The following is a 25,302-nucleotide window of genomic DNA, read 5'->3' as shown; positions in this document are numbered from 1 at the left end:
ATTTTAAGTTCGTTAAGGAATATCTCAATCTGATAAAATCACATTGTCATCAAACTAAAAATATCTATTTAGAGTTTTTAATTGTGTGATGGTAAAGTGCATCAATTTATATACTCAAGATAGAGATTCTGGTATTTATTTTTTTGGAAAATTGGGGTAAACCTGTATGAGTATTCTATTGAATTTAAAAATTAAAGAATTTTTAATTGCAAATCTGGGATTGTAAATTGTCTTGTTTTTAAGGCTTTTATTTCAATCAGCAAGGTTTTATACAATCAAATATCTTTTTCAATATATACTCTTTTAATTTTAATATCACAAGTTTGATAACTCAAATAATTAAAATCATTTTTCAATTGATGATGCAAAGGTAATTTTATTTTTAATAACAAGATTAAAATATTAAAAATAATATCATTAGTTCATCTTTTTTTTATTGTATTAAAGTAAGACTATCAGATTTTTATAAATCTAATAATAATTAAAGTGGAAAAAGTAGTACAAATGTCGCCTTTAGAAAGGGACAAAATTTCGGGTTTAATAAGGTTAAAACTCTGGTAATTATGCAAGATATCTATAGATTCTTAATAAGACCAGATAAATCAATTATGAAAATTGTATAGGTATTGTTGAAAACTAAAGGATAGAAAATCAGAGTTCCAGTTGAATTCCCACATGTGCATTTCCTTCACCCATGTTTACGGTGACTATAAGCCGTCCTTTTTGACCGGTAACATTACCTCCTTTGTTCATAGTAAACTTAGATGTTTCAAACCCTGCTTTTTTAAGTTCAGCGTTATACTTGTTGAGTGCTTCTGTAGGTACATCTTTCAAATGTACACCCCAATTTTTGCTTTCACCCATATCGGTGGTCGTTGTGTTGGTGATAGTACCCCAGGCAAATTTTGGAACTTCTGCCGGAGCATCTTCAGGCCAGACTTTAGCATCTGTATTGATAACGGCTTTTACATTATCGTTTTCAAAAGTTACCTTGTTGTCATCGATATCTATGTCGGTTTTTTCACCGGTAGAACGTTCCAAAGTGTTTTCCATCACTTTTTCTGCCGATTTTTCTGCCGACTGTTTACATGAAACAAAGGAAAAGGTTGTGAGTAAAAACATGCAGCAAATTGCTGCCCACCATTTTGCTATGTCTTTCATGACTGATAGATTTATTTCATGTACAAAGATAGTCTCAAACTACCCTTATGTCAATGATTTAAATCATCTTCAAGTACATTTTATGATATACATCTTATTCTGAATGAATTAAAAATGAGTACGATTCATCTTTATTTAAAATAAAGCTGGGCCAATCTTTTCAGTGGATAATAATCCCGGGTATTTATCTGTTGCCAAGAGGACTTTCTCCCTTCAGCAATCTGCGAAGCAACTTAGAAAACCTGACAGATATTGCGACAAGATCTTTGGTTTCCAGCAACAGATTGATGACCAGATCGGTGTTTTTAAAGCCGTATTCCTTTTTGGAAACACCTTCGACCTGTTTTGCCAGTGCTTCTTCGATATTGTCAAAAATCGATCTTTTGTATGCCTTGACATCATTGATATCTTCATAATCATTTCTATCAATGGCATTGGCAATTATGTTAAGATATGTGACTACTTCAATTTCGATTTTTCTTATAATTTCTGCCTGACCTGGATCTACAGGTTTGTGCGCGTTTGTAATATGATTTTCAATATTATTGATGATAAATGTCAATGACTGCAGTATATCCTGCATGTGGTCATTACTGAGGATATAGAGTTGTGCTGTAGTTTTTTCACTCAATTTTGATTTTTTGATAGCTTTGAACAAGTTATTTTTTATATCTGCATAATATGTAGTTAGTTCCTGATTGATGAATTTTGCTTCACTTATCTTCTGTAGATTTTCTGCAATTAATCCCTCTAAAACCAAACTGTATGCATCAGCGATCTTGATCAGGCTTTCTGAAAGTTTTTTTCCGGTTTTATGAAGGGCTTTATCTGTACTAAAATCAAGCGTTTGCATGACCTGATGTGTCTCCAGGATTTTTGATTGTTTGATTTTGTTCTTGTAAGTAGTATAAAGAATGGTGGCCACGACTATCCCGCATACAATGATTAGACCTATGATTTTGAGGTTAATTAAAATCAAAGCCATGATGGCCGCTGACATAAAAGCTACAATTGCAGTAACAAACCATCCTGCTATTACATTAATCACCCCTGCAATCCTATACGAGGCCGATTCTCTGCCCCATGCACGGTCCGCCAGTGAGGTACCCATAGCTACCATAAAGGTAACATACGTAGTTGATAACGGTAATTTGAATGATGTACCCAATGCTATCAGCATACTTGCTAGGGTGAGATTGACCGAAGCCCTGATGAGGTCAAATGCAGGCGCATCCGTATCATCAGGATGTACTACCGGTATAAACTGAGCATTGATTTTGTTTTTAAGCGAAAGCGGCAATAATTTCCCAAATGAGTGCGTAAAAGAAATAGTGCTTCTTACAATGGTCCTGGACAATAGATTGGAAGAAAATTTTTCATCCGTTTCTTCCTGAGTTCCTAATTTAACCTCGGTTTCAGTGACGTTTTTTGCTTTTTTTGAAAACCATAAAGTAAGGGTCATAATAATACCTGCCAGAACAAGATATATATATGGTGTCTGAATGGGGAATTTTAGTCCAATTATCATGTAATCATCGGGAGAAATGCTACTTGAAACAGCATGAGCAGAAGAAAACAATTGATAGGATTGAATACCGGCCAATGGTACTCCGATAAAGTTAACTAAGTCGTTTCCTGCAAAAGCCATGGCCAAACTGAAGGTGCCGGCAAAAACTACAATTTTAAGAGGATTGTAGCCATATTTGTATAATATACTGAATACGACCACCCAAAATATAAAAAAGGAAATCAAAAACCAAACCATATGGTCTTTGATAAAACTGACTGCAGATTTTATTTTTTTATTTCCAAAAAAGATCTCATATTCAGCATTTCCGCTATCGGTTCCACTTAATTTTTCAAAAACCATTGGATTACCGTCTGTACCGATGATGGTGACAGATTCTTGAAAAGATAAGGTATCTGAAGCATTTGGATTGGTGGACTTAATGTAAGAAACCAGTTCCGATGTTGTTAATGTTTCAGTAGAGTAGGTGGATTTAAGACCTTTGTATATCAAAAAATAACTTAATGCCAACATAGCCAATGCGCCCCAAAGAACCCCTGTGAATTTAAGTCTTTTGGTATAATTAAAACTAAATAAAACCCGTGATATCCACATCACCAAAATACCAAAACTAAATGAAATCAGTACAGATAGAAATATACTGGAAATAATAGTATTGGTTTTGGACCAATTGATCAAACCCGTCAGGTTTTTGCTGGCGTCATTGATGTTAAATAAGTAGTTTAAAGGAAGATTGTCTGCCAGAATCATGCTTGACGCCACCATAATAGAAGCACCTAGCAACTCAAAGATGATAGATACAGTGGTAGAAGTGGGAAGGCCTAAAGTATTGAAAGTATCCAGCAGAATGATGTCTGTGAGCATCACAGCCAGAAATATCACCATCACGTTTTCAAGACTGAAATACTCTGGGTTAAATATCCCTTCTCTGGCGATTTCCATCATCCCGGCAGATGACAAGGCTCCGATAAATATACCTGCAGTGGCCACCCACATGATAGTCCTGAATGAAGCCACTTTGGACCCTATCGCAGAATTCAGAAAATTGACAGCATCGTTGCCCACACCCACTACAAGGTCCATCACTGCCAAGATTGCCAGCACAAATACACCAGTTATGATAAAAGCTTCCATCTCAGGTTTTTAATTGAAAACGATTAAAGTGTCTTAATAGAACTTGCTCATTTTATAAACGCGCAAAGTTGGTGAAAAAATCTGAATTTATTCTGATCTAATGTTAAGCCAATATTAATTTTTCAGAATTTGGTAACAGCATTATTTCACTATTTGAGTTATATAATGGTTCCGGAAATGCTTCCTGCATAGCCATCAGATTATATAATTTGAAGTGGAATGACCCCTGAATGGTGGACCAGAAAACCTGGAATTTTTGCCCGATTTATGAAAATAATTAGTGTGGATATTTATGCCAATTCAAAACTGATCAAAATTGTCTTGAAAAAGTGAGCTACGCTTTATCATAAATTTTACTTGGAATCATCCGCAGAATAATGGCGATTAATCTCCAGCGTTTGGTAATATAAACTATATTTTTTTGCTGTTTAATTGCTTCAAATATTTGCAAAACCGCTTTGTCAACGGTGGCTACCCAAAATTTTCCTTCACTTTTGGCCATGTCAGTATTTACAAAACCTGGCCTTATATCAGTAATAAAAATTGGACTATTGAGTCTATTTGCTTTTTGACGCAGTCCTTCTAAATAATTTATCTGATATGCTTTTGTTGCATTGTAAGCAGGTGCATGTCGATTTCCGCGAAGCCCTGCAATCGAGCTAATCGCTACTAAATGACCGTAATTCTGTCGCTTAAAAAAATTGAATGCCCAAATCAAAATGTTTGTAAAACCTACGACATTGGTTGCAATCGTCCGGTGTTCTATGTCCAAGTCCAATGTTTCATTTAAATCTCCAGTACCAGAACTCAAAATAAGCAAATCAAGTCCGCCAAGTTCAGTCGTTAACTCTTCCAGTTTCTGACACGTAGATTTGGCGTCTGTAATGTCAAAAGATTTGATAAAATATGCGTTAGGGTTTTCATTTTTCAATTCGTTCAGTAATTCTGTCCTTCTCCCTGTTATGCCTACAACGTAGTTATTATGTGCCAAAATTTTAGCAAGTCCTTTCCCAATTCCTGATGTTGCTCCTATGACGATGGCTTTATGCATGCTACTTTTTACAATTTTGTGGTTACTTCCAAACGATTGCTGTCAGGGTCCAGCGTTTCAAACTCGAAATAGCCATCACCGGTAATCCGTGGGCCACTTAATATGGGAAAATCATCCGCTCTCAATTGACTTGCTTTTTCTTCAACATCTTTTATGGTTTCCACACCAAAAGCCAAATGTATGATTCCCTTGTGCTGTGATATGACTGTGTCATTGGCATTGTCAGGGATATTGGGCATTGACATGATTTCCAGCCGTGCACCTGTTTTAAATGTCAGGAAATAGCTTTGAAACCGATTATGTTTATTTATGTACTTTTCATTTGGGATGCCTTCAAAATATTTTGTATAATAATTCCTTAATCCTTCAATGTCATCTGTCCAAATGGCTATGTGTTCAATTTTCATTTTTAGTTATTAATGCTAATTTAGCAGTATGTTGGTTAGACTTTTATGAGAATGCAAAAACAAGTAACGATGATATTATTATTCCCAATGCTTGTGCTGTACCGGTAACTAGGCCAAACATCAATGACTTTTTCATCGTCGGAATTACTGCAGTGGTAAAAACAATGGTTGTCGCAAAACCAAAACCTGTCAATATTCCAATAATGAGTGCATGTGAGAATGAATTTGCAACAATCATTTTTTGTAAAATTGCTATTACTATGGTGGTAAGGAAGCAAGAAATAGTTGGAACAACATAATATAGATTTGTTTCCTTCCAGTTTTCATGTCTCTCAAAGCCCATAGCTTGTTCCCATTTTTTGCCAAAAGCAAATGGTCTGTGCCAAATACCGCAAAAAGCAGTATATGCTACAGTTCCTATAATAACGGCTACCCAATTAATATCTGAGAATGAAATGTTCATATTGATTTGGTTTTTCTTAAATTTATGATGGTCAATACTGCTACTACTAAAAACGGAAGGGTGGAGATCAAAATCTTATAATTCTGGCTGATGATGCCAATAATAAACATAAAACCCAAGAGTAACCCCAAGCCTGCAACGCTTACATAAGTTAAAATTTTACTTGGTGATTTTTGAAATAAAGTGATGAACAATAAAACTTGTCCGGCAAGTGGAAGCAATATGAAAGGATGAACTACCGATGTAGGATTTGTAAATAGTTTGTAAAGAATTTCTGCTTCTGCCTGAAAAAGAAAGGTATGGCTGTCTCCACTCCATTCCAGATATCCAAACAGTGATGTTACTATAAGGAGGGCGTTTAAAATTTTAGGTTTCATGTTAAATTTTTTAATTTTAGATATTATTTACTTGATTTCATAGCTTTGATAAGTTTTATGGTATTATCTTTTTTAAAATTTTCGTACTCCGCACTATCTGCGCCATAAATGGCCATTTTTCCATCTTTGTTATAGTGAATTCCCCAACCATATCTTTTTGTCAATGGCGACGCACGAAAACAAGGCTGACCTTTGGAAAAAAAATGGTCTCTTGCTGCTTTGTATTCACCATGTATCAGGTCATTTTTGTCAGCATAAACTTGAAATAGTACGTCGTCTGAAGTATATGTATAGGGATTTTTGCTGATCATCTCAAACTGAATGTTTGCAACTGTCCTATTTTCCCCTTTTACAGGTGGGATTTCACTGTTTGAAATAGGACAATCGTCGGCTATTTCTATAAAAGTGTTGAAATAATTTGTGGTATGTATCTTCATTTTATAACATTTATTATTTTCTCCATCGCTTCTTTTGTTGATACAAATTGATCTATTTTTCCATAGTTGCTGTTTGCAGCATAAACTATGGTGGTGCTATCTGCCGGGAAATAAAGCATATTTGCATAATAACCAACAGCATCACCACTGTGCATATAGGCAATACCTTTTTCAGTTTCGATTCTGAATATACCTATTCCATAAGATAATGGGAAAAATTCTTTATCCATCTCTTTCGGTTTTTTAAATGTCAACATTTGATTCAAAGAGTTTGAGCTAATAAGATGTAAATTCATTAAAGCCCTAAAAAAAACAATCATATCATAAGGGTTTGAAATTAACCCACCGTCAGCTGTATAATAATCCCAACCGCTAAAGTACGTACTTTCTATTACTTGTAAATTGCTGTACATATCGATATAGCCTCTCACTATACCATTAGGAATAGGGTCTTCAGCTGCAAATTTTGTCATTGTTAAACCAAGTGGGATAAATATTTTGTCATCAAAGACTTTATATAACGGTTTGCCTTCAATTTTTTCTATTAGCATCCCGAGCATAATGTAACCTGTATTTGAGTACCGCACATCCTCGTCTGGTTGAAAGTATGCTTTTTGATTGTAAGCATATTTTAATAATTCATTGGGTTTCCATTCTCTGATGAAGTCATTGAGGGAAGCGGTTTGAAATTTCAAATTTTGAATGTAATTGTAAATACCACTTGTATGTTGTAGCAGTTGTCGGATAGTTGCTTTGTCAGCATTTTCAATTTTATCAATCACATCTCCTTGTAAATAGGATGCAATTCTATCATCCAAATTTAACTTTCCTTCTTCTGCAAGTTTTAATAATGTAGTGGCAGTATACATTTTCACTGTTGAACCCACTCGGCTGATATTACAAGGCTGCATTGCTATATTATTACTCAAGTCTGCTTTCCCGCTTGCACCCACCCACATACCTGTTTGGGTATGATAGACAGACATAGTAATTCCAACGACACCACTTGATGTAATATCATTTAGAATAGTCTGATATGTTTGGTTTTTAGGATTTACTGAACTGCTGTCGACAAAATTGAAATTACAATTATAAAACATAGGATTAATATCTTGGTCTTTCTGACAAGAGTTTAGCAAAAATACAGCTAAGATAAGGTATATTGATTTTTTCATTTTAATAGTGCTTTGAATAAATAAAAAATTTAGCTCCGATATGCAAATTTATATGTGTCATTACGGGAATAAATTCTGGGGAATAAGGATATTCTGCCCAAGATTGATAACGGATAAATATTTTAGGACTGTTCTTTTCGTTCATTTTGAGATAATAGCCAATATCTAAGGAAAATGAAGGGTATAATCTTGCATTTCCTTTATCAGCTTTCTTTTCATATTGTCCAATTGTAAACGTAAATTCTTCAGCAGTTGCAAATGTGTGTAAATAACCCACACCCAAAAGTCCTGATAATGCTAACCCATTTTTAAAACGATATTCATATCCGAATTCTGTATTGATCCCAATTCCTTGTGCCAGATAGTTGTGGTAGAAATAATTAATGTTTGCTGTCTGAAAAAGTCGTGAATTTTCATTAACCTGATATTCGAATTCTGTCCCCACTTGAAGTCCCGGGTGGATAGGTGTTGATACAAACCTTGTAAATGGGATAGCTGTAGATTGGTTAATAACTGAAATATTTATTGGAATTGGTTTGCCCTGTCCTACCAAAACTTTTGATACAAAGAAAATGAGCAATACTTGAATTCTGTTCATTCTTGCGGATATTTTTTTTGCAAAAATGAAATTAATTATTTTGTGGCAAGTTTAAAATCATGTTCTAAAATACTAAACCGGTACAAAAAACCGCTAAACTTTCCATTATTGCTTCCACCATTGTCGGAATTTAGCAACCTTGGGTTTGGAAATGTACACATTTTCAGTAGGAAATACAAAGTTTATTTTTAGTTTTCTTGTGGAAGTTGGTTCAACTGATTGGATGGATGTGTATGAAACAAGATACTGCCGGTTTACTCTGTAAAAATTTGAATATTTCAGTTTTTCTTCCCATTCATCCAAAGTCCCTTGTAAACGATACTTTTCGCCTTCAAAAGTTTGCAACCACAACAATTTATTGGCACTCATTATTAGGGCACATCGTTCAAGTGCCAGATTTTCTTCAACAAGGCCTTTTTGGACATTGAAGTAAGTTAAGGTTTTTGATGAGTTTTTAAACATTGGTTCCTGCCTTGTATCGGTGACTTTTTCATTTCTTAAAAGGTTGCCAGCTAATAAGCCCAAATTGATGAGCATCAAAAATATAAATGCAAGCGGCAACTCTAAATTAAGAATAGAACTTTCAAAAAAGGAAATATCTATGGCTTTCAAATATGCAATTTCGAGCAATATTGCCACCAACAAAGGCGAAAGTACACCAAATACAAATTGTTTTGCTACTCGAATTTTGAAATATTCAACCCATGAAAATTCTAAGTCGAGTTTTGCATTTAATTTGTTTAAATACAGGCCAACACCATAAGTCAAGATTATTGCAAATACTATATCTGAAAAAAATGAAGGGTTCTCAAGAAGTTCAACTAGAGAATTATCATTAGCAATATAAATAAATGATAGAGCAATAAGTGGGTAGAAAAATACCCACATTATTTTTTCCTGAACAGATGAAATTATATTGCCTTTGAAAATCATGTTACAAAAATAACTGAATTTAATAGTTGGACACTATTTTGAAGCAGATTTTGACATCAAATGAAGGCCATATCACTGGTCAATCCTAAAATTAAAAATCTTCAACTGATGCCACCCATATTCGTATGCCAATACCAAATAAATGTTCATATTAACAAAGTCATCCGATATGGAACCACATAATGGTTTGTTACTTGTTATTGTCATTAGGTCAAAAAAGACTATTTGGTGAACATCAAAAAACAAAGGATCAAACAAAATTTATTGCATGATCCTTTGGTAACAAAATGAATGAACTGGGCTAAACTGTATAATTAATTTGTTCTCAGATAAATATTGCCATAGCTGGCATTTAAAACTATCAATGGGCCACCTCCGTTGATTTTACCCTTTATAGCGGGTAGCTTTATACTCTTTGCATCAGATTTCTCAGTAAGTTCTATTGTCAGGTCGTTTGGAACATAAGTATTGCCCCAAGGTGTGATGAGTTCTACGTTTATTTTTGGTGAAGGCTGTAGCTTCAAGTCTATTAGTCCATATGCTGAAATTATTGAAATCGGTGCTTTGATAGATTGAGCTAATGAACCCTCGACATCTCCATAAGTAGTTTTGGCCATGATGGGACCAGACAAATCATCAAAATACAACTTATTATATTGGGTAGACAGGTCTATCTCTCCGGAAATTTTTGATATTTTTATTGAATTTTGATTTACTATGCCATTGATATTTCCTGTTATATTCATAGTATTTGGAATTTTTACAACGATATTATTACAGCAATTTCTGGATACCGGTTTGATTTCAATATTGGTACCGTTGTCATTAATATACAATCCAAAACCTGTATTGTCTTTCAAGCCACTGGGATTAAGTACTGTTAATCCTTTTTTTCTGTCCTCGTTACCATTGCAATCATCTCCAGGGTAACGGTGATTTTTAGTTGTCTGTTTTACATACACACTAATGTTTGACAATGATGATAGCCTTTCACCTTTTTTATCCTTTTTATCTTGTTTCTCTTTTTCATCTTCAGCGTCTTCAGTATCTTCTTCATACTGTTCTATGATGATGGATTTGCCCGTGTGGCCTTCGATGACCAATCCACCGGATTCGAGCACTAATGTTTTGGCAGTTGTATTAGCTTCGTACTTTTGCGCGAAGGAATTGCAAAACCCTGTAATAAGGATAAATAGAATAAATAACTGTGTTTTCATAAGAATAAGATTAAATTGGTTTAAAAATATTTATAAGGATAACTTTTGTTTTGCAAGAAGGATTTCATGTTTGATCATCATTTCGGTCTCATCCGAATTGTACATACGATTCAATTCTTCTTCAATAGCGTTGACACGGGCATTGGACAGAATATTGATAAGCTTGATTTGTATGATTGGGTCTGTTTGTGTTTTAAGGGAAGCGATCAGAGATTTCTTAACATAAGGTTCTGATACAAAATTTTCCAATGATTCCAAGGCTGCAAGTTTTACATTGTCCGAAGGGTCATTATTCAATGTATGAATGAGGACATTTAATATTTCACGATCAATTTTATGAACATTTTCCGGAAGCTTCATCGCACTGTAGCGGTTGGCAGACGAATTTCCATCATGGGCAAATTGGTAAAATTGGTTTTTATTGAATCCGGATGCTGGTTTATGATATGTCTGTTTTGGTGCGATAAGTACGACGTTTTTATTGTTGTCCGCCGGTATCAGTTCCGGAGTGGCTATCGGATTCTCAGCCTTTAGATCTTTTTCCTTTTGAATGGCTGTTATAGTAACCGTATCAGGTAGGTTGTCGTGGGTTGGACCTCCTTTAAACGCAAACCAAACAATGAGCATAGCTGGTATAAGGCACGCTGCCACCGCCAGAAATAATGCAATAATGGTCTTTGGCTCAAAACTTTTTTTATTGTTTTTCTTTTCTATTTTCCCTATTACAGCATTGATGACATATGGTGGTACCTCGATATCCATCCGGTCTCTGTTTTGGTCAATATATTCTTTAAATTTGTCCATTACTATTTTAAAATTAAAAATTTAATCAAAACCATTTAAATACATCTCTATTCTCTTCTTTGCCCGATGATACTGGCTTCTGACGGTGCTGTGACTGATACCCAATAATTGAGCTATTTCTTCATGTGGTATATTTTCAAAAACATAAAGATTTACTATAGTCCTGTATCCGTCAGATAATTGTAATATGGCTTTATGTATCTGTTCACAAGAATATTTCATATAGTCCATTTGGTCATCATCAAACTCTGCAATATGATGTATGTTGATATCCAGTTCAGCAAATGTCAGTTTACGGCTTCTCAGATGTGAGAGTGACTTATTAATAGCAATACTCTTTATCCAACTTTCCAATGAACCCTTGCCTATAAATGAATCTATTTTTGTAAAAGCATCAACAAAACAATCCTGCATGATATCTTCAGCTTCTCCCGTATGGCCGATAAATCTGTATATCGTATTATATACTTTTCGTGCATATAAATGATACACTTCAGTATAGGCATGCTGATCTCCGTTTTTGCAACGTTGTGCTAACTCTTTCATTTTGTTATCTTGCTCCGCAACTGTTACCACAACTTGAAGGATATAGAAATGAATTAATTTGATTTATACAGTTAAGTAACAAAAATGGAGTTAATGTTGCATGCTTAGAGTTAGTTTTTTTTTAAAAGCAGTACAAAACTTATGTTTCGGGAGAAGAAATGACAGAATTACAAAGGTTTTATATTGACTAAAATATTTTGAATGGCTTGTTTGTCTTTTGTTTTAGGATTGTAGATTGTAAAGGACTTTAAGGCAGATTTTCTGAATGTGACTCCAGAAGGCAGAGAGTCTGACTTAGCTATCCATATTTTCCGGTAATAGCCTGAAATAGTGTCTATTGTAAAGTTATATTGAAATGAACTGGAAGCCGTTTCGGGCCAAAAGAAAGGATAATGATATGTCCGGTTTCTGAATATCAAAGTGGCACTTTTATTGCAGGTTGGGCATGAAAATAATTGTTTTTTACTTAGGTTCAGATCAGAGATGGAAACCAATTGTACTGAATCCCTGAAAACCCGGTACAGTTTTGAATCTATGTGGATGATTTCAAAAAATTTGGCATAATAATTCCCTCTGAAAGCATTTTGGAATTCTTCTTCAATGGTCAAAGGTTCATTCAGAAGCGCATCTTTACTGATTATAAATTCATGATTGAGACATTGGTAGGTGTTTGTTTTTTCCAAGACAATCTTTTTCGGCTTACAGAATGGTGTTCCTATCCACACTTCGGTAATTGTTGATACCGGATTTGAATTTTTTATCGAATGGCAAGACGTTAGCCACAAAAGTAAAAGGAGTGCAGAGCCAAATTTGATTATGTTGTGTATCAAATAGATAGATTATTTTAATTCTTGTGTAAAAATAAGGCTTTCATATATGTGAGACCGTTTTTTCATTCAATTCCTCTAAATTTACCAACCCCAAATGTGTCCACAAGCCGACGTTTGTGGTTCCTTCATTATTGAGTGAAATCGTTCACTCAATTTGCTTTGCAACCATTCAGTCACCCTTAAAATGGAGGGAGTGCACTCGTTCTTTGATTTTTATCACTTTCATCATTATTGTCAGAAATTTTTCCTCCTGTTTATTCAATCGATTTTTTATGGCACTTATTATAAAATTCCTTTTGTCTTCCTTTAGAGTTGGCGTAAAACAAAAGCAATTTTAAGAAAGTGTAATTTTGGGATACACCAATTTCATATAGTTGAGACCGTTCTCTCTATCTTCGTTTTGCTCATAAAATAAAATCCTATAACAAACAGAAACGCCAAAGCCAAAACAGAATACCTCATATTATTGGTAATATTATCCACCAATCCGAATATGAATGTGCCGCCAACTATGGCTGATTTGTATACCACATCGTAGAAGCTGAAGTATGAAGTGGTGTCATGGTCCTTTTCTGGTATCAGCATAGAGTAACTTGCTCGGGATAGTGATTGTATACCACCCATCACCAGACCAACAAATCCGGCAATGACATAAAATGTAAGCTTGTCATAAGTAAAATATGCAGCAAGACATATAAAAATCCAAATGATAATCATAGTAAGTATGGAAGTTTTATTACCTTTTTTATTGCCTAAGACAGAGAATGCCTGTGCTCCGCCAATGGCCACCAATTGCAGAATGAGTACAAGCAAGACCAATTCGCCAACAGCAAAACCGAGCTCCTTTTTCGCAAATACAGTGGCTAAATAAATTATCGTTTGAACCCCCGCACTGTAGAAGAAAAAAGCAGTGAGGAAATTTCTGATATCCGGGATATTTCTAATTCTTTCAAATGCACCTTTGATCTCTATGTAGCCATTTTTGATCATGTCTTTACTGAACAGATTGATCTGGTCTGGCGGCATGTGGCGGAATGTGTATTGTGCAAAACCTAACCACCAGACGCCAACGAGCAAAAAGCCTATACGTGCACCAATCTGACTGTCTGCAAGACCAAAAGTGGCAGGAAATAATATCATCAATAGAATCACTATAAGTAAAATGACACTCCCTATATATCCATATGTAAATCCTTTGGCACTGACCCGATTATATTGGTCTTCAGTCACAATCAGTGGGAGATATGAGTCATAAAAAACGAGGCTACCGGCAAACCCAATAGTGGCAAGTATAAAAGCTGATGTGCCAAGCCATAATTGTGGTTCGCCTTTAAAAAAATACAACATGATACATGCTAAGGAGCCAATTAATGTAAAAGCTTTTAGAAAATACTTTCTTCTCCCGCTATAATCTGCAATACCTGACAATAATGGAGAGAGGCAAGCAATCACTATATACGAAAAAGAAACAGCGAAAGAATAAAGTGCACTGTTTGAAAAATTCATAGGCCCAATACTTATTTCTTTTGGAGTATATTCTTCAAAATATCCGGGAAATATCGCCGTTGAAATAACCAACGCATAAGCTGAATTGGCCCAATCAAAAATAGCCCAGGCCTTGATCGTTTTTTTATTGTTTAGAGCGATTGGCATCATGAATTGTTTTTGAGACACTAATGTAATGGTTTCATCCAATTTTTACATATTCTGACCCAAATAACTTTTAAATATTATCTTTACCCCAATTTATATGGCCTGAAACAAGCATGAATATTATTATCCTTTCACGCAACGCTGCTTTGTATAGTACACAGAGCCTTGTCGACGCTGCACGACGCAGAAATCACTATGTTCGTGTGATAGATCACATGACTTGTGACCTCGTATTGGAATCAGGAAGGTCTAGTGTCTATTTTAATAATCAGCCGATTAAAAATGTGGATGCCGTCATACCAAGAATAGGTAATACAGCTACAAGTTATGGAGCAGCTGTCATCAGGCAGTTTGAAAGTCAGGGGGTATTCTCAACTCTTCACGCAGAGCCGCTTCTAAAGGCACGGGATAAGTTAAGTTGCCTTCAGATCCTCGGAAGTAATGGTATCGGGGTACCGAAAACAGTATACGTAAGTAATCCGTACACAATGCCTTTTTTATTGGAAGAAATGGAACCTTACCCTATTATCATAAAGCTCATCACTGGTACTCAGGGTATGGGAGTTATACTCGCTGAAAATAAAAGTAATGCAGAATCAATTCTTGAAGCATTTTATGCAACCAAAGAAAAAGTCATACTCCAAAAATATATCCAGGAAGCCAAAGGAGCGGATATAAGGGCATTTATAGTAGATGGTGAAATAGTGGGTGCTATGAAAAGGCAAGCAAGACCCGGAGATTTCAGATCCAATCTACACAGAGGTGGTACATCAGAACTGATCAAACTCTCTTCGCAGGAAGAAGAGACCGCATTAAAGTCAGTTGAAATCCTTGGCTTGAAGATTGCTGGTGTGGACATGTTAAAAACTCATTCAGGACCGGTTGTGCTCGAAGTCAACGCATCTCCTGGCCTGGAAGGGATAGAAGGTACAACTGGAGTGGACATTGCCGGAAAAATCATACAATATGTAAAAAAACAGAAAATAATACTATGTTTCCTGAATTTATTACTCCCAAGCTTAAAGATATCTCAGAGCTGATCATCGAAAATGAAATGATCACGCATGGAAAACTCCATACAATCAAGATCAATGCAGGCAAACTTGCTTCAGGTAACCGAATCAACGTATACGCCTATGTATTGCATACTGGCGTTCCTGGCCCGTCATTGCTGGTACTTGGAGGTGTCCATGGAAATGAGATCAATGGCATCGAAATAGTCAGGCGCAGTATTGAAGAATCCATTTTTGATTCCGTCACTTGCGGTACAGTCATATTAATTCCATTATTAAATGTGTTTGGTTTCATCAACTTTACGAGAGATGTGTCTGATGGTAAGGATGTCAACAGATCCTTTCCCGGGCATTTAAATGGTTCCTTGGCTTCAAGGGTAGCGAGGATCATAACTAAAAAAATTCTTCCATATGTCGACGTAGCCATTGATTTTCATACAGGCGGAGAAGCTCGACACAATTTTCCTCAGATACGTTATAATAAAAATGACCGGATTGCTACCATGCTGGCACAAAGCTGTGGTGTTAAGTATCTGATAGAGCAGCCACTGATACCCCATTCTTTCAGGAGGGCAGCTTATGATATGAAGATACCGGCTTTAGTGTTTGAAGGAGGTGAGTCCATCAGATTGGACAATCTTTCTATATTATCAGGTATTCAGGTCATAAAAAACCTCTTGGTGAAACTTACCATGATCCAGGAGCCATCGCTCTCGATGTCAGACGACCAATGGATAATCCATAAAGATAAATGGGTAAGGGCGAGTGAGCCAGGTATTTTTATATGGTCCAAAAAATCCGGTGAATATGTCGAGAAAGATGAAGTGATGGGAGAAATCAAAGACCCATTTGGAAATAAATCTTTCCAGGTGCTCGCTCCAAATTCAGGCCATATCATAGGGCATAACAATGCCAGCGTTGTTTCACTAGGAGATGCTCTGTTTCATTTAGGGATCGACTATTCGTTATTGGAGTAAGTCTTTATCTATTTATTCTACCTTGACACCCTTTGACACCTTTAAAAATCTAAGTCAACTAGACTTTCATCAAAAGTTAATAAACCAGAAATTTGAAATTTTTTCATAGTTAGTTAGTTAGTTAAAGATTAATGTATTGCTAAATTTGGGTCACAACTGTTGGGTTAACCCAACAGTTTCCAATACAGTTGAATTTGTTAAGGTCGAAACTCCGTCACATCTGTTGGGTTAAACCACCAGTTTCCAATCAATAAGATAGCCTATGTAATTTGACAAAGCAGAATTAATCACTAAATAACCCGCTTATTAATTTTGTCCATTTATAAATGGCGACCAGCTCTAACTAACCACTTTCAGGTGGACAAGATTGATAGAGTTTCTTACTTTCTTGATGATGGTGATTTCATATTCGTCGATTCTTATTTTTTCATTGGCAGAGGGGATACCGCCTACCTTATGAATGATCACACCGGCCAGAGTTGTGGCTTCTTCTATGGACTCAATGGCATATGGCAAAAACTCATTGATATCATCAAGGGGTGAAGTGGCTATGACGTTAAATGATTTTTCGTCTATTTTTTCTACTATTGGTATTTCATTATCGTACTCATCCTGGATTTCACCCACCAATTCTTCGATGATATCTTCCATAGTGACTATGCCTTCAAGGCCACCAAACTCATTGACAACAATGGCCATTTGAATGTGTTTTAGCTGAAACTCTTTTAACAGGCTACCGATTTTTCTTGATTCAGGAGTTACAATCAGTGGTCTCACAAGCTGACGGATGTTTAGTTCATTATTATTTTTAAGTAATATCAGCAAATCCTTGACGTAAACAACACCTATAATATTATCAATATTTTTTTCAAAACATGGAATTCTTGAATAGCCTTCTTCCAGCAGTTTGTCAATCATCTTTTCATCAAATGTGTCCACATCAAGAGCTACTACCTGATTGCGTGGGATCAAAATCTGTCTGACATTGGTTTCAGAAAAATCAAATGCGTTTCTGATAATTTCATAATCAGCATTGACTATATTTCCTTCATCAGTACTCTGTTTGATCAGGTATTTCAGTTCGTCAGAACTATGGATTTCAGACCCATGTACTGCTTGAATGTTCAATGCTCTTAAAATAAAATTGGCTATACCATTAAGTACCCATATAAAGGGTTTGAAAATATAATAAAAAACATTGAGTGGATAAGCAATCATCATTGTGGTAGATTCAGGTTTCTGGATGGCTATGGATTTAGGTGCCAGCTCACCGAATACAATATGCAAAACAGTTATTATGGCAAAAGCTATCGGCAGCGCTATGCTATGAGCCAAAGTTTCTGATATCTGCAGTCCAAATAAGTGAAACAAATTGATGATAATTTTGGAAACAACCGGTTCGCCGACCCAGCCGAGACCCAAACTTGCCAATGTGATTCCGAGTTGGGTAGCTGCAAGATATCCATCCAAATGATTGACAATATGGGATGATAATATGGCAGTTTTATCCCCATCGTCAGCTTTTATTTTAAGTTGAGAAGCACGAACTTTTACAATGGCAAATTCAGCTGCTACAAAAAATCCATTGAGAAATACCAACGTAAGGGTTATAAGTATATCACTGATCATTTATGTTTTATAATTTTGACGCAAAGGTAAGAGTATATTTACATTTTTGAGAATTATATGATACAATATCAGTAAAAGCAATATTTACGATAGTGATGGTAATTTACTTATTTCATAATTGAAAATTTACTAAATAGCTAAACTGTAGGTTATGTTCTTACAATATATGAATTAACGAATTTAGTTTGCCTGCCAATTGTTTGAAAGACTGACAGTTGAATACTAGTGGACAGAAAATATTCTGCGAAAAATTTAAATCATAATGTATTGTAAATTAAATAGTTATGATTTTAATTTTTCGAAATCAATTTTCTGTTTGGTATAACTTCACATTCTTATGGTACGCACTTAAAGTGAATTGGAAAATGGTACTTCAATATTGACTTGTTCATAGCAAGGCTAAATTTTTAAACATACTACACCTTCCAGTTGTTGCCTTTCACGCTTTGGAGCTCGAAAAATCTTTCAACAACGCAGCACATTCAAAAAACCATAACTATATTTGCACCAATTAAAGAAATAAATAGAAATGACAATTAAACAACTAATCAAACTCGAAGATAAAGCCAAAGAAGTATGGGTCATCAGCCCGGCACTGCATTATGATGTAGAAAACAAAGATTTTTCTGAGCTTGTGAGTGTAAATCTCGGGCAAAAAACTAAATATAAATACATTATTCCTGCTTCAAAAACCATTACCAAACAGTTAGATCTCTATAAGAAAAAATATAAGCTTACTGAAGAGGAAGTCAATCAGAACTTTTTAATTATTGCTGAGTCGGATTTGTCTCCTTTTGTAATGGAAATAGGCATTTACAATGGATCTGACAAAGACCCTGTTGCTTGTGCTGCACCTGCTCTTGAAGATCATAACGATGTCATACAGTTTGGTAAGACCACTTCTAAAGCTATGGCAAAAAACTTCAAACAGATCTGGAAAAAGTATAAAAGAGCCAATCCATAGGGTTATGGTAAGTCGACATTGATCAGCTCTTTACGGCAATACAGCTGATCTCCACATTGACATATTTAGGGAGATTGGCTACCTGGACAAGTTCACGGGCAGGTGCTGTGTCTTCATTGAAATACGACGCATATACTGCATTAATTCTGCCATACATCTCCATGTCTTTAACAAAAACAGAGCATTTTACCACATTTTCAAAAGTCATTCCTGCTTCTGCAAGGACATAGCTAAGATTTTTCATTACTTGATGTGTTTCTTCTTCTATAGTATCGGTCATGAGTTTGCCTTCTGCCTGATTGATGGCTATCTGACCTGAGAGATAAAGTGTATTTCCTACAAGGACCGATTGGTTATATGGACCCACAGGGGCTGGGGCATTAGATGAATTGATGATTGTCTTCATGTGAATTTTAATTTTTGTAACCCTGCAAAATTAGTTATTTGTAGTGCACTTTCAAAGCTTAATACATCTTGTTTTGAAAAATAAGTCTGATTTCTTGTATAAACAGATATAGCTCCATAGTAAACAATTACTGATGGAGCTATATCTCTCAAAGTATCAAATCTTGGTGCTTTATTCTACTACTTCCTCTTCTTTAGCCTGAATCACTACCTGACCTTTGTAGTACATGCTACCTTCATGCCAGTAGGCTCTGTGCATCATATGAGCTTCGCCTGTGGTCTTACAGACTGTTAATTGAGGAATCAACGCCTTATGGTGAGTTCTTCTTTTGTTTTTTCTTGCTTTGGAGACCCTACTCTTTGGATGTGCCATTATAAAATAATTTAAATGTTTTTAATTTTAAAATCAGTTGTCTTCAATTAGTCCTTTCAGATTTTGCCATACAATGGAATCTGGTTTATCTGCTTCTTTGGTATTGTCACCGGAAGCCAGTTTTGACAACACTGCATCGTCACAGATTCTGGGCATTTCATTTTCACAATCATATACATTGGTCAAAGGCAAAGAAAGGCATATCATCTCATATATATACTGACTCAGATCTAAATGTGATTGGTCAGGTTTAATGGATATGATTTCATCATCTTCAACTTCTTCAGTGCTCAGCTTGCTGTGAAGAACATAATGTCCGGCTACAGGAAAATTGATGTCTGCAAGGCAACGATCGCATACTGCCTTTGCTTTCCCTGAAATCTCAAACACAAACTCACTGAGATAACCTCTCTTATCTACTTCAAGATTTATTTCAAAATCACCCTGATGGATAGGACTATGCTCAAATGCAGCAAAAAAATCATTTCCCGCAGTAAAGTGATATTTGTGCAATCCATCCTTCATACCGAGATAAGGCAGAGAATACAGATTAGAAACACCCATGATTAAAAGAACTTTTTGAAACGGAGCGCAAAGGTAAATATTTTTGAATAAATTATGATTAAATATGCATAAAAAAATTCATGTTTTTAAAGATGATCCGCAAATTTATTAAATTTTGGAAAATGATTTATCTTTACATTTGTTTCGTGTGTATAACAAATTGCACTTTTTCAGTGTTCTTTTTAATAAACGGTAAAAACGTGGTTGAATTGGGTGGGTCATCTCAAGCATAGCTTGACAAGCTCTATAGGGAATGATGGTAGCGGGGAAGAAAATATGAATTTGTGCAATTTGTTATACATACATTTGTTTCCACTATCCAATAATTGCCTTATGATCAGGATCACTTTCTTCTTTTTTTGTTTTGCATTCATGAGTTGTCATACATCAAAAATTACCCATGCTTATACAGATAAAGTTGTATTGGAAAAAATTTTAGTCAAGGCTGGCTCAAATGCTGATAACATTAAGAAGGTCATCCAAAATGTATCTAAAAATCAAAAACCAGGTGCTCTTTTTCTACTTAATCATATGCCCGAAAAAGATATCACTTCACTGACTACAGAATTTATATCCGATCAGTTGAATTGGGCTTATGTGGCACGTGATGAATTCAGTTGGTGTCGCACTTTGCCGGACAGTGTGTTTTATAATGAAGTGTTGCCCTATTGTAGCCTTGACGAAGACCGAGACAACTGGAGGCCACAGTTTTACAAAACTTTTAAGCCTTTAGTTAAAGATTGCCATAACATATATCAGGCTATAGATTCTGTCAATCTGAATATTCAAAAAATATTAGGTGTTGATTACAATGTGAAGCGCAGCAAAGTCAATAATAGTCCTTTGCAGGCTATCAGAGAAAAAATGGCCACTTGTACAGGACTTTCATTTTTGCTGGTCAATGCATTCAGGTCTGTGGGTATTCCGGCTCGTATCGCAGGGACTCCTATGTGGACCAATATGCGTGGTAATCATAGTTGGGTAGAGGTCTGGATCAATGGTGAATGGTATTTTACAGAATATTATCCTGATGGGTTGAATAAAAGCTGGTTTGTAGCTGATGCGGGAAGAGCGGATATACAAAACCCCAGACACTGGATATATGCAGCTTCATATAAACCATCACAAACGTCGTATCCACTCGTTTGGGATCGTGCATCCAAGGAAATACATGCTGAAAATGTAACACAACGATATATCAGACTATATGAAAAGCAAATGGAGAAAGAGAAATTAATGGAAGATGAGCTTTGGGCAGAGATAGTATTATACACTTCTCCAGCTTCAAATGTAAGAGTTTCCAAGAAGATCACCATTAAAGCCAATGACAAGGAAATTGATTTTGGCTACTCTCCGTCGGCCACCGATGATCTTAATAAGTATTTGAAAATCAGGTTAAAAAAGAGTACACCTTATACTCTGGAATATACAGATGAACAGGGAAAAATTTTATCAACTGAAAAAACTACGGGAATTCAGGCAATCGAATCAATTGTACTCTATGAAAAGATGTAGCCTCTGGGTAGCCAGTTTCAAGGTTTGACATTAATTTAAAACAATTTTTTAAGATCTACGGTACATTCAATTGTTAATCAGCTCTTTAAAATTTAGTTTTTCAAATCAAAAGCATTTTAGTCTTCAAAAATTTAGAGTATGTTTAAAATTTTTCTTAGTTGTAAATCAAGAGATTATGGTTCTGGCAATAGAATAATCAACGCATTTAGTGAACTAAATAAGGCGATTATTTTGAAGTCAGGTTCATAATACATTGATTTTAAGGCAATAAAAATTTAAACATGCTCTTATTTCCTTTAAAGTTAACTTCTAAACCAAGTCGATTCCATTGTGAAAGCAGCAACTTTACATCAAATCAAAAAAGAATTGGAGACAATTGCTCCCCAAAAGTTGATGACCTTGACATTGAGACTTATTAAATTCAAAACAGAAAATAAAGAGTTGATTTCCTATCTTCTGTTTGATGACTTTGATCAGGCAGGATACATCAGTGATATAAAATATGAAGTAACAGAATCGTTAAGTAACTTAAAGAATTTTTCTCCATATTTGGTAAAAAAAGCCCTCAGAAAAGCACTCAAATTGATAACGAGGTATTCGAAGTATATGGGCTCAAAAGATGCCGAAGCAGAGTTATTGATTCATTTTTGTAAACACATCCATAAGGAAGGTATTAACAAACATACTCATAAGGCAGTTTTGAACATATATCTGAATACATTGATCAAGGTGCAAAAGCTCATACCCTTGGTACACCATGAGTTACAAAATGACTTTCAGGAGGAAATATCAAGATTGCATAAAGTTTAAGATGTGTGTGTTTATTGAATTTTTCAAGCAGTAACAAGATCAAACATCATGATTTAAGGCTAAGACGGCTTGTCAAAAACATAAAGTTTTCGCACATTACCATTAATAAGATCTATGTAAATATTAACTTTACGTTTTAACTTGTCATGTGAGTGTGATTTAAAATAAATCGCATTCTATGTCTGGAGTTTAACTAACCAAATCATTTCATGTATGTCATTCCTTTCAAGAGAGTTTACCGTAGCACCTGACGGCTTCAACAGATGGAAAGTACCTGTCGCAGCTCTTTGCATTCACCTCTGCATAGGGCAGATTTACGCATTCAGCGTATTCAATAAGCCTCTTTCACAACTTATCGGTGTTTCGGCAGCAGTTTCTGAAGATTGGACACTTACTCAATTAGGCTGGATCTTTAGTATCGCTTTGTTTTTTTTGGGAGCATCAGCAGCCACTTTTGGTAAATGGATGGAAAGAGTAGGTCCTCGTAAAGCAATGTTTGCTGCAGCAATTTGCTTCAGTTGCGGATTTTTACTTTCTGCACTGGGTATCTATACGCACCAATTGTGGTTGTTGTATCTTGGGTCAGGAGTAGTAGGTGGCATCGGACTTGGACTCGGCTATATATCACCGGTATCTACATTGATCAAATGGTTTCCTGACAAGCCCGGAATGGCTACAGGAATGGCCATCATGGGTTTTGGTGGTGGTGGGATGATTGCTTCACCGCTGTCTGTTTACCTGATGGATCGTTTCAAAAGCGATACTTCGACAGGAGTAGGTGAAACCTTCCTTGTATTGGGAATCATTTATCTATTTGTTATGTTATTGGGTGCTTTTCTTGTCAGAGTTCCGGCTGAAAACTGGAAACCTGAAGGTTTTGATCCCGCTCTAATGCAGCAGAAGAAGATGGTAACCACACAACATGTGCTGGTAGACAATGCGGTAAAAACACCTCAGTTTTACTTGCTTTTTGGTGTCCTTATGCTTAATGTGACTGCCGGGATTGGTGTCCTTGGCCAGGCCTCGGTGATGATACAGGAATTGTTTTCTGAAGCTTCAGTAGGCGCAGCCAATGCCATCGATGCCAAAAAAGCTGCCGGTTTTGTGATGTTACTCAGCTTGTTCAATATGGTAGGACGTTTTTTCTGGTCATCATTGTCTGATTATATCGGTCGTCGTACGACATATGTAGTCTTTTTTACGCTTGGGATTATATTATATGCTTCCATACCTTCCATCGGCAAATCAGGTTCTGTAGTGCTGTTTGTGGCAGCTTTTGCGATCATCATGAGTATGTATGGAGGTGGCTTTGCTACTATACCTGCATACTTAAGGGATTTATTTGGTACAAAACAAGTTGGTGCCATCCACGGACGTCTGTTGCTTGCATGGTCGGCTGCTGCCATCTTTGGTCCTGTTATCATCAACTATCTGCGTCAATATCAATTGGAGGTAAAAGGCATGCCTGCTGCTGAAGTATATTCACTGACGATGCACATTATGGCAGGATTGCTATTGATAGGACTTTTTTGCAACCTCATGGTGACGCCGGTTCACGAACGCTTTCATGATAAGCAAAGATAAAAATCACCCGTCAAAGTTTTTTTTATCATTTAAAAACTCAATGTCATTTAGTTAAGATATCTTTATGAAGTCTTTCCCTTGCAAGGGAAAGATTTAGATTGGGTAAAACAAAGAAAAATTCCTAAACTAAAATACATCATTTAAAAACTTACAAAATGAGCAGAAAACAATGGTACGAAACACTGTTTGAAAATTACGGTCAAAAATATGATAATGAGATCTTCACCGAAGGCACACTTGGTGAGAGTGATTTTATTGAAAAAGAAGTTCATTTCAACAAAGAGCTGAAAATCATCGATGTGGGTTGTGGAACAGGCAGGCATTCTATAGAGCTGTGCAAAAGGGGATACGATGTCACAGGTATTGATCTTTCAGAATCCATGCTCTCAAAAGCCAAAGAAAACGCTAATAAACAGGGGTTAAATATTGAGTTTTTGAGGTTTGATGCGCGAAAGTTACCATTCGACAGGCAGTTTGATGTCGCCATTATGTTGTGTGAAGGTGGTTTTCCGCTGATGGAAACTGATGAGATGAATTTTGAAATTCTGACCAATGTATCCCGCGCGTTAAAAGAGAAATCAAAATTTATATTTACAACATTGAATGGTTTGTTTCCTTTGTTTCACTCCATCAATGATTTCCATTCTGAAAGTAAGAATGAAGGCAATGCCACTTATGACAGCAAAAACTTTGACCTGATGACATTTCGCGATCATAATGTTACATCATTTCAGGATGATGAAGGTATCGAAAAACAGATTGAGTGTAATGAACGCTATTATGTCCCATCTGAAATCACTTGGCTACTTAAATCATTGGGATTTACAAAAATTGATATATTTGGCGCCAAACTAGGTGCATTTTCGAGAGATGACATACTGTCTACACAGGATTTTGAAATGCTGGTCATCGCAGAGAGATTTGGAGTAGCTTTGCAGGATCCAACTTAAGTCTTGATCAAAATAAAAAAATGATATATGCGAATGTAGAGTACGGTTAAGTTATCCAAACAGAAAATTGATTGCGAAAATTTAAATCATAATTATTTAATTTACAATACATTATGATTTAAATTTTTCGCAGAATATTTTCTGTTCACTATATAGTTATGTTTTTGGATTATAAAATGGAGTTACTTTGACCGAAAAAAGGCT

General features: G+C 35.7%; 26 protein-coding genes. 7 read left to right on the top strand and 19 right to left on the bottom strand.

The window, feature by feature from the left end:
- Positions 1 to 651 precede the first annotated feature (651 nt).
- From IPK35_15645 to IPK35_15575, 15 genes are all read right to left on the bottom strand, one after another.
- Positions 652 to 1,161 (bottom strand): hypothetical protein, encoded by a 510-nt coding sequence (locus IPK35_15645; GenBank protein MBK8054652.1) that lies wholly within the window; start codon positions 1,159 to 1,161, stop codon positions 652 to 654.
- Positions 1,162 to 1,345: 184 nt separating this feature from the next.
- A complete protein-coding gene (locus IPK35_15640) occupies positions 1,346 to 3,823 on the bottom strand; it encodes an inorganic phosphate transporter (GenBank protein ID MBK8054651.1) in 2,478 nt (825 codons plus the stop codon).
- A 334-nt stretch (positions 3,824 to 4,157) separates the two neighbouring features.
- Positions 4,158 to 4,874 carry an SDR family NAD(P)-dependent oxidoreductase gene (locus IPK35_15635; protein ID MBK8054650.1) on the bottom strand — a complete coding sequence of 239 codons (717 nt, stop codon included), beginning with the start codon at positions 4,872 to 4,874 and terminating at the stop codon, positions 4,158 to 4,160.
- An 8-nt stretch (positions 4,875 to 4,882) separates the two neighbouring features.
- Positions 4,883 to 5,281 carry a VOC family protein gene (locus IPK35_15630; protein MBK8054649.1) on the bottom strand — a complete coding sequence of 133 codons (399 nt, stop codon included), beginning with the start codon at positions 5,279 to 5,281 and terminating at the stop codon, positions 4,883 to 4,885.
- A gap of 43 nt (positions 5,282 to 5,324) precedes the next feature.
- Positions 5,325 to 5,744, bottom strand: a complete 420-nt coding sequence (locus tag IPK35_15625; GenBank protein MBK8054648.1) for a DUF1761 domain-containing protein — start codon at positions 5,742 to 5,744, stop codon at positions 5,325 to 5,327.
- Positions 5,741 to 6,121, bottom strand: a complete 381-nt coding sequence (locus IPK35_15620) for a hypothetical protein (GenBank protein MBK8054647.1) — start codon at positions 6,119 to 6,121, stop codon at positions 5,741 to 5,743. The genes IPK35_15625 and IPK35_15620 overlap by 4 nt, the downstream gene beginning before the upstream one ends.
- A 23-nt stretch (positions 6,122 to 6,144) precedes the next feature.
- Positions 6,145 to 6,558, bottom strand: coding sequence for a hypothetical protein (locus IPK35_15615; protein ID MBK8054646.1), 414 nt, complete (start codon positions 6,556 to 6,558; stop codon positions 6,145 to 6,147).
- Positions 6,555 to 7,733, bottom strand: a complete 1,179-nt coding sequence (locus tag IPK35_15610) for a beta-lactamase family protein (protein ID MBK8054645.1) — start codon at positions 7,731 to 7,733, stop codon at positions 6,555 to 6,557. The genes IPK35_15615 and IPK35_15610 overlap by 4 nt, the downstream gene beginning before the upstream one ends.
- A 1-nt stretch (position 7,734) precedes the next feature.
- Positions 7,735 to 8,331, bottom strand: a complete 597-nt coding sequence (locus IPK35_15605; protein ID MBK8054644.1) for a hypothetical protein — start codon at positions 8,329 to 8,331, stop codon at positions 7,735 to 7,737.
- Between the two features lie 105 nt (positions 8,332 to 8,436).
- A complete protein-coding gene (locus IPK35_15600) occupies positions 8,437 to 9,264 on the bottom strand; it encodes a LytTR family transcriptional regulator DNA-binding domain-containing protein (GenBank protein MBK8054643.1) in 828 nt (275 codons plus the stop codon).
- 314 nt (positions 9,265 to 9,578) lie between these two features.
- Complete coding sequence (locus IPK35_15595; protein MBK8054642.1) at positions 9,579 to 10,481, bottom strand: hypothetical protein; 903 nt, start codon at positions 10,479 to 10,481, stop codon at positions 9,579 to 9,581.
- Between the two features lie 30 nt (positions 10,482 to 10,511).
- Complete coding sequence (locus IPK35_15590; GenBank protein MBK8054641.1) at positions 10,512 to 11,285, bottom strand: hypothetical protein; 774 nt, start codon at positions 11,283 to 11,285, stop codon at positions 10,512 to 10,514.
- A 21-nt stretch (positions 11,286 to 11,306) separates the two neighbouring features.
- The gene (locus tag IPK35_15585; protein MBK8054640.1) at positions 11,307 to 11,831 is read right to left on the bottom strand and encodes an RNA polymerase sigma factor; all 525 of its coding nucleotides are present in this window, start codon (positions 11,829 to 11,831) and stop codon (positions 11,307 to 11,309) included.
- 167 nt (positions 11,832 to 11,998) lie between these two features.
- Positions 11,999 to 12,661, bottom strand: a complete 663-nt coding sequence (locus IPK35_15580; GenBank protein MBK8054639.1) for a hypothetical protein — start codon at positions 12,659 to 12,661, stop codon at positions 11,999 to 12,001.
- Positions 12,662 to 13,027: 366 nt separating this feature from the next.
- Positions 13,028 to 14,317 (bottom strand): MFS transporter, encoded by a 1,290-nt coding sequence (locus tag IPK35_15575; GenBank protein ID MBK8054638.1) that lies wholly within the window; start codon positions 14,315 to 14,317, stop codon positions 13,028 to 13,030.
- 110 nt (positions 14,318 to 14,427) lie between these two features.
- Here IPK35_15575 and IPK35_15570 point away from each other — a divergent pair, with 110 nt between their 5' ends.
- Both IPK35_15570 and IPK35_15565 read left to right on the top strand, forming a co-directional pair.
- On the top strand, positions 14,428 to 15,354 hold the full coding sequence (locus IPK35_15570) for a RimK family alpha-L-glutamate ligase (protein ID MBK8054637.1): 927 nt from the start codon (positions 14,428 to 14,430) through the stop codon (positions 15,352 to 15,354).
- Positions 15,306 to 16,304 carry a succinylglutamate desuccinylase/aspartoacylase family protein gene (locus IPK35_15565; protein MBK8054636.1) on the top strand — a complete coding sequence of 333 codons (999 nt, stop codon included), beginning with the start codon at positions 15,306 to 15,308 and terminating at the stop codon, positions 16,302 to 16,304. The genes IPK35_15570 and IPK35_15565 overlap by 49 nt, the downstream gene beginning before the upstream one ends.
- 339 nt (positions 16,305 to 16,643) lie before the next feature.
- Here the strand turns inward: IPK35_15565 and IPK35_15560 are convergent, their stop codons facing one another.
- Positions 16,644 to 17,933, bottom strand: a complete 1,290-nt coding sequence (locus IPK35_15560; GenBank protein MBK8054635.1) for an HlyC/CorC family transporter — start codon at positions 17,931 to 17,933, stop codon at positions 16,644 to 16,646.
- Between the two features lie 529 nt (positions 17,934 to 18,462).
- Here IPK35_15560 and IPK35_15555 point away from each other — a divergent pair.
- Positions 18,463 to 18,897 carry a hypothetical protein gene (locus IPK35_15555; GenBank protein ID MBK8054634.1) on the top strand — a complete coding sequence of 145 codons (435 nt, stop codon included), beginning with the start codon at positions 18,463 to 18,465 and terminating at the stop codon, positions 18,895 to 18,897.
- 22 nt (positions 18,898 to 18,919) lie between these two features.
- Here IPK35_15555 and IPK35_15550 read toward each other — a convergent pair whose 3' ends face one another.
- The 3 genes from IPK35_15550 to IPK35_15540 all read right to left on the bottom strand — a co-directional run bounded on the left by IPK35_15550 (position 18,920) and on the right by IPK35_15540 (position 20,239).
- A complete protein-coding gene (locus tag IPK35_15550) occupies positions 18,920 to 19,303 on the bottom strand; it encodes a RidA family protein (GenBank protein ID MBK8054633.1) in 384 nt (127 codons plus the stop codon).
- 171 nt (positions 19,304 to 19,474) lie between these two features.
- A complete protein-coding gene (rpmF, locus tag IPK35_15545; GenBank protein MBK8054632.1) occupies positions 19,475 to 19,675 on the bottom strand; it encodes a 50S ribosomal protein L32 in 201 nt (66 codons plus the stop codon).
- 33 nt (positions 19,676 to 19,708) lie between these two features.
- The gene (locus IPK35_15540) at positions 19,709 to 20,239 is read right to left on the bottom strand and encodes a DUF177 domain-containing protein (protein ID MBK8054631.1); all 531 of its coding nucleotides are present in this window, start codon (positions 20,237 to 20,239) and stop codon (positions 19,709 to 19,711) included.
- 333 nt (positions 20,240 to 20,572) lie between these two features.
- On the opposite strand from IPK35_15540, the gene IPK35_15535 reads away from it, so the two are divergent.
- The 4 genes from IPK35_15535 to IPK35_15520 all read left to right on the top strand — a co-directional run bounded on the left by IPK35_15535 (position 20,573) and on the right by IPK35_15520 (position 25,098).
- Complete coding sequence (locus IPK35_15535; GenBank protein MBK8054630.1) at positions 20,573 to 21,754, top strand: transglutaminase domain-containing protein; 1,182 nt, start codon at positions 20,573 to 20,575, stop codon at positions 21,752 to 21,754.
- Between the two features lie 330 nt (positions 21,755 to 22,084).
- The gene (locus tag IPK35_15530; GenBank protein ID MBK8054629.1) at positions 22,085 to 22,564 is read left to right on the top strand and encodes a hypothetical protein; all 480 of its coding nucleotides are present in this window, start codon (positions 22,085 to 22,087) and stop codon (positions 22,562 to 22,564) included.
- Positions 22,565 to 22,777: 213 nt separating this feature from the next.
- Positions 22,778 to 24,148 carry an OFA family MFS transporter gene (locus tag IPK35_15525; protein ID MBK8054628.1) on the top strand — a complete coding sequence of 457 codons (1,371 nt, stop codon included), beginning with the start codon at positions 22,778 to 22,780 and terminating at the stop codon, positions 24,146 to 24,148.
- Positions 24,149 to 24,303: 155 nt separating this feature from the next.
- Positions 24,304 to 25,098, top strand: a complete 795-nt coding sequence (locus tag IPK35_15520) for a methyltransferase domain-containing protein (GenBank protein ID MBK8054627.1) — start codon at positions 24,304 to 24,306, stop codon at positions 25,096 to 25,098.
- The last annotated feature ends 204 nt before the right edge of the window (positions 25,099 to 25,302 follow it).

The organism is Saprospiraceae bacterium (assembly GCA_016713025.1).
Classification (GTDB): Bacteria; Bacteroidota; Bacteroidia; order Chitinophagales; family Saprospiraceae; genus OLB9.
The sequence above is the reverse complement of the archived record's forward strand: the minus strand, read 5'-3'. Positions and strand labels throughout refer to the sequence as shown.

Coding starts and splice junctions, on each gene's coding strand:
- IPK35_15645 (MBK8054652.1), bottom strand. CDS start 1,161: ATGAAAGACATAGCAAAATGGTGGGCAGCAATTTGCTGCATGTTTTTA.
- IPK35_15640 (MBK8054651.1), bottom strand. CDS start 3,823: ATGGAAGCTTTTATCATAACTGGTGTATTTGTGCTGGCAATCTTGGCA.
- IPK35_15635 (MBK8054650.1), bottom strand. CDS start 4,874: ATGCATAAAGCCATCGTCATAGGAGCAACATCAGGAATTGGGAAAGGA.
- IPK35_15630 (MBK8054649.1), bottom strand. CDS start 5,281: ATGAAAATTGAACACATAGCCATTTGGACAGATGACATTGAAGGATTA.
- IPK35_15625 (MBK8054648.1), bottom strand. CDS start 5,744: ATGAACATTTCATTCTCAGATATTAATTGGGTAGCCGTTATTATAGGA.
- IPK35_15620 (MBK8054647.1), bottom strand. CDS start 6,121: ATGAAACCTAAAATTTTAAACGCCCTCCTTATAGTAACATCACTGTTT.
- IPK35_15615 (MBK8054646.1), bottom strand. CDS start 6,558: ATGAAGATACATACCACAAATTATTTCAACACTTTTATAGAAATAGCC.
- IPK35_15610 (MBK8054645.1), bottom strand. CDS start 7,733: ATGAAAAAATCAATATACCTTATCTTAGCTGTATTTTTGCTAAACTCT.
- IPK35_15605 (MBK8054644.1), bottom strand. CDS start 8,331: ATGAACAGAATTCAAGTATTGCTCATTTTCTTTGTATCAAAAGTTTTG.
- IPK35_15600 (MBK8054643.1), bottom strand. CDS start 9,264: ATGATTTTCAAAGGCAATATAATTTCATCTGTTCAGGAAAAAATAATG.
- IPK35_15595 (MBK8054642.1), bottom strand. CDS start 10,481: ATGAAAACACAGTTATTTATTCTATTTATCCTTATTACAGGGTTTTGC.
- IPK35_15590 (MBK8054641.1), bottom strand. CDS start 11,285: ATGGACAAATTTAAAGAATATATTGACCAAAACAGAGACCGGATGGAT.
- IPK35_15585 (MBK8054640.1), bottom strand. CDS start 11,831: ATGAAAGAGTTAGCACAACGTTGCAAAAACGGAGATCAGCATGCCTAT.
- IPK35_15575 (MBK8054638.1), bottom strand. CDS start 14,317: ATGATGCCAATCGCTCTAAACAATAAAAAAACGATCAAGGCCTGGGCT.
- IPK35_15570 (MBK8054637.1), top strand. CDS start 14,428: ATGAATATTATTATCCTTTCACGCAACGCTGCTTTGTATAGTACACAG.
- IPK35_15565 (MBK8054636.1), top strand. CDS start 15,306: ATGTTTCCTGAATTTATTACTCCCAAGCTTAAAGATATCTCAGAGCTG.
- IPK35_15560 (MBK8054635.1), bottom strand. CDS start 17,933: ATGATCAGTGATATACTTATAACCCTTACGTTGGTATTTCTCAATGGA.
- IPK35_15555 (MBK8054634.1), top strand. CDS start 18,463: ATGACAATTAAACAACTAATCAAACTCGAAGATAAAGCCAAAGAAGTA.
- IPK35_15550 (MBK8054633.1), bottom strand. CDS start 19,303: ATGAAGACAATCATCAATTCATCTAATGCCCCAGCCCCTGTGGGTCCA.
- rpmF (MBK8054632.1), bottom strand. CDS start 19,675: ATGGCACATCCAAAGAGTAGGGTCTCCAAAGCAAGAAAAAACAAAAGA.
- IPK35_15540 (MBK8054631.1), bottom strand. CDS start 20,239: ATGGGTGTTTCTAATCTGTATTCTCTGCCTTATCTCGGTATGAAGGAT.
- IPK35_15535 (MBK8054630.1), top strand. CDS start 20,573: ATGATCAGGATCACTTTCTTCTTTTTTTGTTTTGCATTCATGAGTTGT.
- IPK35_15525 (MBK8054628.1), top strand. CDS start 22,778: ATGTCATTCCTTTCAAGAGAGTTTACCGTAGCACCTGACGGCTTCAAC.
- IPK35_15520 (MBK8054627.1), top strand. CDS start 24,304: ATGAGCAGAAAACAATGGTACGAAACACTGTTTGAAAATTACGGTCAA.